The organism is Candidatus Thermoplasmatota archaeon, from assembly GCA_030018475.1.
Classification (GTDB): Archaea; Thermoplasmatota; JASEFT01; order JASEFT01; family JASEFT01; genus JASEFT01.
On record JASEFT010000046.1, the window covers coordinates 1 to 10,139 of the forward strand.

Here is a 10,139-nt window from a genome sequence, read left to right on the forward strand (position 1 = left end):
ACTTAAAAATTTAAAAGGAAGGATATGCTCTCAGGGATAATTTTCCAACACCCTTCTGACATAATAGAAAAATATATTAGGACATATTTCCATAACTTTTTCTAATAAAAAGGAAAAAAGTGGAGTAGCGAACAAGATGAAAATAAACGAAAAAGAAGCGGTATCGCCAGTCATCGGCGTAATCTTGATGGTGGCGATAACAGTAGTTTTAGCTGCTATTGTATATCTCTGGGTGGTTGGATTTTTTGGGAGAGTAAAGACGGCGCCCCCGATGAGCGCTACGCTTAGCACATACGCATCTGGGCATCAAATAGAAATTAAGTCAGTACCAGTAGAAGGTGGCGGAGTGAGTCCGGCTGGTATACAATACGTTTTGAAAGACGCGGCTGGCAAACTCTTGGGTAATGGCACCCTTGCAGAGATCTATAGTAAGTATGGCGCGAGCGGCGTAATGTTTAGAGATGTATCCCAAGATGGTCTCGTATCAGGTGGGGATGTTATATGGATAAAAGATAACGCACACGGCGGTCTTGCAACACCTGGCTCGACGTTCCAGCTTGTTCATACACCGAGCGGTCAAGGTTGGTATCTAGTCAATCTGTAGAGTAGTTGCTCTTTCTACCATTAAAATACTTATTATTCTCAGTAGATATTGTGGCCTTTGAATGAGTGAAAGTATTTTCGGCGTACTTCAAAACAAGTTTTCAGACTAAGCTTAGTTCTCTTAAGTCAAGCTCTAAAATAAATTCTGCAAAAGCTTTTGTAACTACTGGTTTGTCTGAGTATTTAACTTCTATAAGCACAAGATGTTTGTCTTTCTTCAAAACGAAACTCACATTTTCAATTTTTATTTCGTACTCTTTTAGCAGAGCGTTCCTAAGCCCTTGATCAACAACCAAAAATTTCTTTCTTGATTTGCTCTTTGATGGTTTTTGCAAATTTAGGAATTTCTATACCGATCACGCGAGGAAACTGCAAGCTTTAGCTTTACAAAGGAAGCATAGCTTCCTTTTAAATAAAAGGAATGTTTTACATTCCTTTGTATTCTTTTAGTTTTTGAATGGAATTAGTTAGTTATAGCCATGGCAAGGGAGTGTATGTGTACCACTTAGAATGGGAGCTCTTTAGACTCGAGCCGAGATTTAGACTGCGCTATCCTAAGTGACATTTCTGGAGCTCTGGTAATTTTGGAAGAACAGTGAGTGATGTAGACCTAGATACAGCCAGAACATATGTGAAAGAACAAGCAAGCCAGTACTAACAACTTACATCGCCACGATTTAGCTAATGCTCACCGGAAACGCTGACCTTTAGGTCAGCGAGGATGTCATAGTACTTAACTTTTACTTTTAATTTTGTTTTTTCACAGTATCTAATATTCTCACACCAACTCTCTCGGCACTCTGTTAGGCTTATAGCTAGTTCTCCATTTTACTCCTTTCTTTTCTAATCTTTTAGCAACATGGGAATAGAGAATCAATTCTTCTATTTCCACACTCTCAGCTAGTTCCTGAGATATCTCACTAAATTTTAATTTCAGCTTGTCAAAATTCTCGGGCTTGGAAAAAGATATCATTACTGCAGGATGAAAAGAAACTTTTGTATTAAGTAAATTTTCAAGTGCTTTTAATTGTAGTGAGAAGAACTCAGGTCTAGCGCCCGTTAAATAAGAAAACTCTTGCTCGTTAGTACCTTTAAAGGAAACTCTTGCATGTAAATTTTTAAATTGCGCTAAACTTTGCGCGTAATTTTTGTCGTAGCCTATCAAAAGACCGTTGGTCTCTAAAATAAAAGAATATTCTGTTTTATCAATCAATCTTAACAGTTCTAAGAGATGCTCTCCACCAATAGTAGGTTCGCCGCCGCTCAAACGTATTTGGCTATATTTGCGCTTTTTTGCAATTGTATCTATTATAGAGAAAGCGCTGTCAGGAGAGTAAAATCTGCCTACAAGTTGAGGCTTCTCACGAGCAATATCACTAAACCAGCAGAATGCGCAATACAGATTGCAACCAATTACGTCGCCTGTAACAATACCGCCGTACCATCGTGCAGGTCTGAACCTGTAATATTTGCGCTCATTACCTTTAACAACTAATTTCTCTATTTTAGCGCTTAGCTTAATAGGGTCATACATTTATTTCAATAATTTCAGAAGAATAGCCTTCTGAGCATGCAATCTATTTTCAGCCTGCTCTAAAACAACAGAGTTCCTGCCATCAATAACATCATTAGTAATTTCATAACCTCTATGTGCAGGCAGGCAGTGCATTACAATACAATCTTTTTTAGCATGCGCTAATAGTTTTGAGTTCACCTGATAGGGCTGAAAAACTTTTTCGCGAAGCTCTCTTTCAGCTTCCATACCCATCGATACCCACGTATCTGTATAAACAATATCTGCGTTTTTTACAGCGTGCTGTGGTATTGTGGTAAGCTCTATTTTAGCAAAGAGCCTTTTTGCCTTTCTTAATATTTCTACGTTTGGCTCGTAGCCTTTGGGAGTTGCAATGCTCATTTCAATACCAACAAGTGCAGAGCCTAAAATTAAAGAATTGCATACGTTATTACCGTCTCCAACCCAGGCAAGCTTTAACCCTTTGAGTTCTCGCTTTCTCTCCTTTATTGTGAGCAGATCTGCTATTATCTGGCATGGATGTTCTAAGTCATCTAGCGCATTTATTACAGGAATACTTGCGTATTTAGCAAGCTCAACCGCAGTTTTATGTGAAAATGTTCTTACAGCAATAGCATTTACCCACAAAGAGAGATTTTGAGCTATGTCTTTAACACTTTCCCTTTTACCAATTTGAATATCTTGAGGAGCTAAATAGATCGCGTCACCGCCGAGCTGCTTCATTGCTAACTCTAAACTCACGCGAGTTCTTAAAGAAGGTTTCTCAAATAATAGCGCTAAAGTTTTGTTTTTTAATTTTTCTGTTTTTCTCCTTTTCAACTGCTTAGCAATTTCTAAAATCTCAAGTAAATCTTCTTTCACGTCAAGTACTGAAAGCAGATCCCTTTTCATAATCATAGAATTAGCTAGAGGGAGTAAAGCCTTTTCGCTCAAAGCTCTACCTTTCCTCTAGCTCTTCGCCGCCATAAAACACTTGTTGAATAGCACTGTACAAATCTTCCATTCCAAAAAAATTCACTGAAGAAATTGGAGTGAATGTTTTATAAGCGCTTAGCCCTTCAAATACTTTAAAAAGCTCTATACTGAGCTGTTTCTGCATGGAAGGCTCTTGCGCTATAGCCTCTTCTAATAGCTGGTAAGGCTCTTCAACCCATTTTTTCATTCTATCAAGTTCTTCTTCCTTCAGCAAGTCGCATTTACTCAATAAATTCACAGCTGGAACTGCAAACCTAAACTGGACTGTTGCGCTAAGCATTACCTGAGAAACGAAGCCAGCCGGCGTTCTAGCGAGCAAAGGGTCGAAAAGATAGGCTATTAAAGGATTACCACCTAACTTTTCAACTATCTGTTTACTACTCTCTCTAAAAGCGAAAAGCTCAATTTGGCCTGGGGTATCAATTATAAAATAGTCGCATTCGTAGCCCTCAAGCTCTTTCTTTAGCCCTTCTATTTTGAGCACTAGTAAATCAGCACATACAATTTGTGCAGCATTAGGTCCTAGAGAATATTCTTCCATTACCTGTGTTAAAGAAAGCAAATCTCTAATATCTATTTCAGGATTATACGGCAAAGCCTCCGCACCAGGATCTAAATTCACAGGTACAGCATAATATTTGTTAAGCTCCATCCACCTAGTAAAAGTATGTGTGAGATACGATTTGCCTGAGCCTGCTGTACCCACTAAATAAAGAAGCACTGCCATAAACTGTTAATATGAATCCAATAATAAAATATTAGCGCATCTCAGTCCCAAGTAAGCCTCTCAATTTCCCTTTCCTTTTTAGTCTTCTTCTTGTAAATTTTATAATGCTCCTTGCATATAGCTACTCTCCTTCGCTCAGATTTGAAAGATAAGCCAATTGCTGAAAGTTTCTTTAGAGATAATGATCTTACTGCTGGCTTATTGCAATTCAAGACTTCGCATAATTGCTCTTTCATCGTCCTTTTTAAAAAATCGTTTTACAGATTAATAAAATCTTGCAATTTGATTTGCGAGCTTCGCAATTTTTTGGGGCGCTAGCTCCTCAATCCTGCAATCTTTAAATTCCAGCACTGGAACTACTTTTTTCGCTTCTAACTCAGTTTTGAAAAATTTCTGCCAGTTGTTAGATATTATAGAAGATATCTTTTTACGTCTGTGCGAAAAGCAGATGTTGACTAAATCGTAAAATAGCTGCTCGTTAACCAACTCAAAAGGCTTCGCTTTACGAGGGACAAGCTCAACTACCGCACTTTCTACTTTAGGCTGAGGATAGAATGCGCTCTTCGGTACAATCTCTAATATTCTGCAGTTTGCTTTGTAATAGATATTTACAGTCAGTCTTGAATAATCTTTGTAATAGGGCTGTGCCACTAACCTATACGCAAATTCTTTCTGATAGCAAAGTATCGCTTTCTCAAATTTATAGTTTAGAATTTTAAAAGTTAATTGCGAAGATATCTGATAAGGCAGATTAGAAACGATTTTATTGAATTTAGGAAACTTAATTTTAAGAGAATCTTCATTAATAATCTTTAAATTCTGTATCTTCTTGGCTTTTAAATGCTCTACCAGTCTTTTGTCTTTCTCAACTCCTATTATGCATTTCGCTTTTTTAGCAATTCGTTCAGTGAGCATGCCGAGCCCAGGACCTATTTCTAGCACTATATCTTTAGAACTTAAATTGGCATAGCTCACAATGCGCTCAGCAATTTTTTCATCTATTAAAAAATTCTGTCCTAGGCGCTTGAATGCTCTCAATCCTAAAGCCGCTCTCATCCCTCTCTCTTAGGGCGATGTACAAACAAGAAATATTTTTCAGAAGGATTTGAAAGTTCAAGCTCTACCCTTTTAACAACAGCTCTGTCAGGATGCTTGAGCATAGTTCTTTTTGCAATATCTTCAAAACTTTGGAATTTTGCTTTGTTACGCTCTTCCAGAACAGATTCTAGAGTTTTACCTCCCAAGCCTGGCAATAGTTGTAAAGAATGGAATCTTGTAGTCACAGGTGCAGACTCGTTATAAAAAGTTACAAACCGTGCTTCCTGAGATTTAACAATCTGCGATAGTACAAAAGGGAGCTCTTTTTTAGCAGTAGTTGTAAGATTTTCATAACTTATTCTCCTTTTAACCCTAGCTATTTTTTCACGTTTTTCAATATCTTTTCCCACATACACTCTTTCACTGAGCTGTAATGTAACGTTGGGCTTAGGCTCTAGTTCCAGAAGCTTGAACTCGAACTCGCCTATTCCGTAAGCTGAGGGCGCTCTTCTGAAAGCTCTTCCTGGGACTGACAAGGCTACTGCTAAATAATCCAAAATATAAACATAATCCTCCATTTTTTTATTGTTACCCCTTATACTTCTTCACAAGCTCTAAAATACTATTAAGCTCTTCAGAGCTTAAACTAAACCGCTCTTTTACGAAAACAGCTCTTAGCTCTTTGAGTGTCGAAGGTAGCAAATCCGCAATTTTATAAGCCAAGGGCTCTGTGATACGCTCTATTTTCTTAAGTTCTTCAACTAAACTTTCTGATTTGGTTAGAGTAAGCTTTGAAAGCTTTTGTGCTTGCTCTAAAGCTAACTTTTGGATATAAGATAGCTCGCGCTCTTTCTGCGCTTTCTCTAGCAATTTCTTTACCTGTGGTAAAGTAAGATATTTCATTTTTTAGTTTTCTTTAAATGCTCTGGCGCTGCAATTACAAGTTTTTCTTTATTACCATTTGGTATTGCTATCAGATAACTACCACCTTGCCTGCCCTTGACAATGCCAGTAACTCCTTGAAATTTAGGATGAGGCATGCCTTTATGCACGCCAGGATCTATATTTATAGCGGCTCTTTCGCCAACTCTGAAGCTCTGCAGAGCTCTAGTTATTGGCGCTAGTCCACGAGCTCTTGCGCACTTAGATAATTTCTTTCTTGTTTTTGACCTTAGTCCTTTAGAAGCTTTTACCATATTCTACACCTACCACGTCGAGCTCTTTAACCCAAGCTTTCTTTCCTAACAATTCAGCTATGCTTGGCTTTGTTCTATCTTCATCGCCCGTGACTAATTCTTTTATATACAAGCCAGCCTCGCATTTAATTAGTAGCTTTGCGCTTGTCGGCTTTGCACTTTCTACTTTAAGCTCGAGTACTTTTCTTTCCCTGACTTTATCAGCTCTTCGATGCGCTACTCTCAGCGGTGTGCGCTGAAGTATACTTAAATTGCTAAATCTACTCTCTAACTCTTTAATTTTTTGCTCATCTATAGGCGCTTCAAATTCTAGCTCAACTCTATATATCTTAGGAGCTTTTGACCCTTTTATTTCCACTACCTCTTTAAAATTTGTGAATCTAAGCTCAGAAATCTCTACGCAGTCTTTTCCTAGCTTGTTAATTTCCTGCTCTAGCTTGGCTAAATCTACAAATCTATTTTTAGGCGCTTTTATTTCTAGAATAAAAGGTCTTCCGCTACCTAACACTCTTGCATCAACGTCTTCTCTACCAAGCCCGTGAAGTTTGTGCGCCTCACCTTTAGTAATTTCCATAACTCTACCTGCAATAATCTCTTCTACACTACTACTATAAATTTTACCTTTGAAATTGCAATATTCGCAACCTTTGCCAAAGCATCTTTTACAAGGCCATTTTGTCTGAGGAATATCACGAACTAGCTTCCTATATCTTCCATATATAAATAATGGCGATGATATTACCTCAACATAATCATATCTAGTATCGATTATTGCAGTAATCTCAGGGGCTTTGAAATCTGCTTCTTTACCAATCTTTGAACTTACAATTTTGCCAACTTCACGATTAATTTCTGTTTTTATAGGCTCTGCATAGCTTAACCCAAACTCTTTCCAAAGCTCTTCCTCCTTATCTGTTATTTCTTTATCTACTTTAGAGCCTATTAGGAAAGTATTGAACTCGTAATGTTTTAGTTTCTCAATTATCAGTTCTGCAAAATTTTCAATTTCATCAAATAGATTTTTACATAGCGCACATTCTTTTCGCTGAGCAGAGAGCTCGCTATATTGGATAATATCTTCTTCATTCATAGTATAGATATTATTTTTGAGTGCGTACCTTATGGCCCGGCCTCTTGTCTCGTTATTAAACCCGTGTCCTAACTTTCCAAACAGTCTTCCCAAGCATCTGTCGCACAGCTGGTTTTCTATACGCTCTATGCCGTCGATAACAAGTGCCATTACCCATAATAAACAGACAGCGCTAACAAATATTTTTCTAAAGATATTTATATAGTATAGAATTTCACTCTTTCGTAAGCATCCCTTGCTGCATTTGCATTCTCTTCTTTCTTGCTTGGCGCTATCTCTTTTATCGCCTCAAGCACAGATTCTAGCTTTACAATTTCACTCACTTTAGCGAAAGCGCCTACAATTGCAGTATTGACTATAGGCGCTACTCTTGTGCCTAGATTGTATTCAAGTGCAATTTCAGTTGCATTTATAACAGCTAATCTAATATTCTGAGCTAATGATTTTCTAAGTTCTTCGCAAGACTTGTTAGTATTAATCAAAAGCAGGCCACCCTTTAACAATCCCTCAGTAACGTTAGTTGTACCGAAAAGAGCTTGATCTAGCACCACAACGCAATCAGGCTCGTAAATTTGCGATTTTATTCTTATAGGCTTGTCATCTATTCTTGTGTATGCTGTTACAGGTGCGCCTCTTCGCTCTACACCAAAATAAGGGAAGCTCTGCACATGTTTACCTTCTCTAAAGCAAGCATCTGCTAAAATATTAGCTGCGGTAGCAGCTCCTTGCCCACCACGCCCATGAAATCTAACTTCTAGCACAAATTAAAATTGGTTAGAGCTAAAATAAAGTTAACGTCTATTACCGTAAGCTTTATTTGATTAGCGATATATTATAAACTAAAAAATGAATATTATAGAGCTAGAAAATTTTCTAGTGAATAGTGAAGATGACATAGAGTGGAGCAAAGATAACATAGAAAACATCGATATGGAAGAGTTTAATAAAAAAAATTATCTATATCTAAGGAGCAGACGATGGAATAGTTGCATAAGACTTGATTTAGCTAACATAGACAAATGGAGCGAGGCTCTAATATTAAAAGAGCTTACCCATGGTAAGAATGTAGTTAAGATGACAAGAGTGACTGGCTTTTTCAGTAATATAGAGCAATGGAACCCTGGCAAAAGGGGCGAATTAAAAGATAGATTTAGAGTAAAGAATATTAGCTCAAATATCTTCTAACAGCGATGGTGTTTCGTACCTGGGCTCTTTGTCCTGCTCAATAAGCTCTGTATTGATTATTTTATAGCCTTCCTCAGTTTTAACTGCAATTTTGTTACTTTCTAAATATTTTAAATAAGCGTAAGTCAGACACCTTCTAGTCTCGTCTGAGGTTTCTGAGCGCTCAGAATCAATTATATCTCTAACCTTTTTAGAGTTGAAATTTTGCGAATCTTTCAGTTTAGAAATTATTTTAACTAATACGTCTTGATGGATTGGATTGCGCCTAACATACCCGAGCACTTTCCTTCTAGGCTTACCGATAGTTTCTACTTTATATTGCTCGGGCGCTAGAGAAGGCTCTTTAGTTATAACCCAAGCTCTTTCACCTACAATATTACGCGCTTTATTTTGACTTTTAATGTATCTTAAATGCACTGACGCATAGCTTCTTAAAGTGGTTTCTTGCAAACCGCCCCAACCTGCGACACTATTTTCAAGTTCCTCAACAAGTTCGCGAAGCGTAAATTTTTTGTTCTCACCCCATTTGATAATGTGGTCTACAACTTCTTTATAGACTGCAAAACTTTTATTCTTCATAAGTACTATTTTAGGCTCTACAACTTCAAAATGTTTTTTTCCGCCTTCGCCAAGCTCCCAAGTGCCTGTAGCTCTGCAAAATTTAGCCTCGCCTAAGCTCTTAAGCATGCTAAGATAAGTTCTTGTAAGCTCTTTTTTAGTAGTACTTGCAAGCTTGCTAAAGCCCTCAACCTTGGTTTCTAGTACCTCTGCTAGCTCCCTAAGCTTGAATTTCCTTCCGCTACCCCATTGCTTTACACAATCAACTACTTCACGATAGAGCTTTCTACCGCCAACCTTACCAATCACAGTTTGTGGCTTGATAAGCTCATATTTAGTTTGTAATGGTATTGGCGCTTGCACTACTCCTTCTAAAACCTCCACTCTTTTCGCAAGCTTTTCAAGCATCAATAGAATTCTACTCTCTAAAGTTTTCAGTTTGCACTCAATTGTATTATCTATTGCATCAGCTAAAGCGTTCCTGCCTCTATAATCTTCTTCTTTTGTCATACTAACACCACACACTCTATTTTAAATATCATTCTTGGTAAATATATCTTTCGTAACTGTAAAGTAAATAGACATCGGTAACATTTTGGAGTTATTGTCTATTTTGCCATTGGTGAAAAGGGATGCCATAATTATTCTTAGAGACTCTTTTAATTGGGGAACTCAGAGAATTAAAATAAATCTAGAGTCTCCACCCAATTACATAAAATATCTTTTTGAGAAAGTTCTGGATAGAGAATGGGAATGTATTAAGATAAGCAGACAAACGGTAAACAATGTCCTTAAAAAACACGGGAGAAATGGTAGTCCTTATGGTGAATTAAGGCATTGGAGGTACTTCAGAGCCGAGTAGCCAGACCAATTATGGCAGATAGACATTCGCGGACCCTTTACAATCGGAGGTAAGAGAAAATTTGCATAATTATAGAGGCGAAAGGCAAGGTAGAACGTTGTGTTCGAATATTTAATGAAGAATTCTTAAGAATTGATAAAGTGTTCGAAAATGCAGAAAATCTGATTTCGGAGTTTCAACACTGGTATAACTTTGATAGATGGCATCTAGGTATAGGAGGAATACCAGCCCAATTATATTCAAATAGTCAAATGTTACCGATCTAGGTTTACATTACATTTAACACCACGCTATTTTATAAACTTGCGTAAAGCCATCATCGTAAATTTTGATAAAAGGTTCTTTCTCAAATTTTTTTAAACTTTCATCGC

At 37.4% G+C, this 10,139-nt stretch carries 14 protein-coding genes; 2 read left to right on the forward strand and 12 right to left on the reverse strand.

Annotated features, from left to right (window positions below):
* Window positions 1-136: 136 nt before the first annotated feature.
* Window positions 137-604, forward strand: a complete 468-nt coding sequence (locus QMD21_06120) for a type IV pilin (protein MDI6856340.1) — start codon at window positions 137-139, stop codon at window positions 602-604.
* Window positions 605-704: 100 nt separating this feature from the next.
* Here QMD21_06120 and QMD21_06125 read toward each other — a convergent pair whose 3' ends face one another.
* The 11 genes from QMD21_06125 to QMD21_06175 all read right to left on the reverse strand — a co-directional run bounded on the left by QMD21_06125 (window position 705) and on the right by QMD21_06175 (window position 7,924).
* Window positions 705-938, reverse strand: a complete 234-nt coding sequence (locus QMD21_06125) for a hypothetical protein (protein ID MDI6856341.1) — start codon at window positions 936-938, stop codon at window positions 705-707.
* Between the two features lie 443 nt (window positions 939-1,381).
* Entirely contained in the window at window positions 1,382-2,137 is a 756-nt protein-coding gene (locus QMD21_06130; protein MDI6856342.1) for a radical SAM protein, read from the reverse strand.
* Window positions 2,138-3,028 carry an ornithine carbamoyltransferase gene (gene argF, locus QMD21_06135; GenBank protein MDI6856343.1) on the reverse strand — a complete coding sequence of 297 codons (891 nt, stop codon included), beginning with the start codon at window positions 3,026-3,028 and terminating at the stop codon, window positions 2,138-2,140.
* A gap of 46 nt (window positions 3,029-3,074) precedes the next feature.
* Window positions 3,075-3,839, reverse strand: coding sequence for an ATP/GTP-binding protein (locus QMD21_06140; GenBank protein ID MDI6856344.1), 765 nt, complete (start codon window positions 3,837-3,839; stop codon window positions 3,075-3,077).
* Between the two features lie 41 nt (window positions 3,840-3,880).
* Window positions 3,881-4,075, reverse strand: a complete 195-nt coding sequence (locus QMD21_06145; GenBank protein MDI6856345.1) for a hypothetical protein — start codon at window positions 4,073-4,075, stop codon at window positions 3,881-3,883.
* 28 nt (window positions 4,076-4,103) lie between these two features.
* Complete coding sequence (gene rsmA / locus QMD21_06150) at window positions 4,104-4,895, reverse strand: 16S rRNA (adenine(1518)-N(6)/adenine(1519)-N(6))-dimethyltransferase RsmA (GenBank protein MDI6856346.1); 792 nt, start codon at window positions 4,893-4,895, stop codon at window positions 4,104-4,106.
* Window positions 4,892-5,455: a DUF655 domain-containing protein gene (locus QMD21_06155; protein MDI6856347.1), complete on the reverse strand. Its 564-nt coding sequence runs from the start codon at window positions 5,453-5,455 to the stop codon at window positions 4,892-4,894. Before QMD21_06155 ends, rsmA begins: the two co-directional genes overlap by 4 nt.
* A gap of 10 nt (window positions 5,456-5,465) precedes the next feature.
* Window positions 5,466-5,780 (reverse strand): RNA polymerase Rpb4 family protein, encoded by a 315-nt coding sequence (locus tag QMD21_06160; protein MDI6856348.1) that lies wholly within the window; start codon window positions 5,778-5,780, stop codon window positions 5,466-5,468.
* The gene (locus QMD21_06165; GenBank protein ID MDI6856349.1) at window positions 5,777-6,073 is read right to left on the reverse strand and encodes a 50S ribosomal protein L21e; all 297 of its coding nucleotides are present in this window, start codon (window positions 6,071-6,073) and stop codon (window positions 5,777-5,779) included. The genes QMD21_06160 and QMD21_06165 overlap by 4 nt, the downstream gene beginning before the upstream one ends.
* Window positions 6,057-7,313: a tRNA pseudouridine(54/55) synthase Pus10 gene (locus tag QMD21_06170; GenBank protein ID MDI6856350.1), complete on the reverse strand. Its 1,257-nt coding sequence runs from the start codon at window positions 7,311-7,313 to the stop codon at window positions 6,057-6,059. Before QMD21_06170 ends, QMD21_06165 begins: the two co-directional genes overlap by 17 nt.
* A 47-nt stretch (window positions 7,314-7,360) precedes the next feature.
* Complete coding sequence (locus QMD21_06175) at window positions 7,361-7,924, reverse strand: 2-oxoacid:acceptor oxidoreductase family protein (GenBank protein ID MDI6856351.1); 564 nt, start codon at window positions 7,922-7,924, stop codon at window positions 7,361-7,363.
* 85 nt (window positions 7,925-8,009) lie between these two features.
* Between QMD21_06175 and QMD21_06180 the strand changes: the two genes are divergently transcribed.
* Window positions 8,010-8,348, forward strand: a complete 339-nt coding sequence (locus QMD21_06180; GenBank protein ID MDI6856352.1) for a hypothetical protein — start codon at window positions 8,010-8,012, stop codon at window positions 8,346-8,348.
* On the opposite strand, the gene QMD21_06185 is transcribed toward QMD21_06180, so the two are convergent.
* Window positions 8,334-9,416, reverse strand: a complete 1,083-nt coding sequence (locus QMD21_06185; GenBank protein ID MDI6856353.1) for a hypothetical protein — start codon at window positions 9,414-9,416, stop codon at window positions 8,334-8,336. The two genes, QMD21_06180 and QMD21_06185, sit on opposite strands and share 15 nt — an antisense overlap.
* Window positions 9,417-10,139: the final 723 nt, after the last annotated feature.

Coding starts and splice junctions, on each gene's coding strand:
- QMD21_06120 (MDI6856340.1), top strand. CDS start 137: ATGAAAATAAACGAAAAAGAAGCGGTATCGCCAGTCATCGGCGTAATC.
- QMD21_06130 (MDI6856342.1), bottom strand. CDS start 2,137: ATGTATGACCCTATTAAGCTAAGCGCTAAAATAGAGAAATTAGTTGTT.
- argF (MDI6856343.1), bottom strand. CDS start 3,028: ATGAAAAGGGATCTGCTTTCAGTACTTGACGTGAAAGAAGATTTACTT.
- QMD21_06140 (MDI6856344.1), bottom strand. CDS start 3,839: ATGGCAGTGCTTCTTTATTTAGTGGGTACAGCAGGCTCAGGCAAATCG.
- QMD21_06145 (MDI6856345.1), bottom strand. CDS start 4,075: ATGAAAGAGCAATTATGCGAAGTCTTGAATTGCAATAAGCCAGCAGTA.
- rsmA (MDI6856346.1), bottom strand. CDS start 4,895: ATGAGAGCGGCTTTAGGATTGAGAGCATTCAAGCGCCTAGGACAGAAT.
- QMD21_06155 (MDI6856347.1), bottom strand. CDS start 5,455: ATGGAGGATTATGTTTATATTTTGGATTATTTAGCAGTAGCCTTGTCA.
- QMD21_06160 (MDI6856348.1), bottom strand. CDS start 5,780: ATGAAATATCTTACTTTACCACAGGTAAAGAAATTGCTAGAGAAAGCG.
- QMD21_06165 (MDI6856349.1), bottom strand. CDS start 6,073: ATGGTAAAAGCTTCTAAAGGACTAAGGTCAAAAACAAGAAAGAAATTA.
- QMD21_06170 (MDI6856350.1), bottom strand. CDS start 7,313: ATGGCACTTGTTATCGACGGCATAGAGCGTATAGAAAACCAGCTGTGC.
- QMD21_06180 (MDI6856352.1), top strand. CDS start 8,010: ATGAATATTATAGAGCTAGAAAATTTTCTAGTGAATAGTGAAGATGAC.
- QMD21_06185 (MDI6856353.1), bottom strand. CDS start 9,416: ATGACAAAAGAAGAAGATTATAGAGGCAGGAACGCTTTAGCTGATGCA.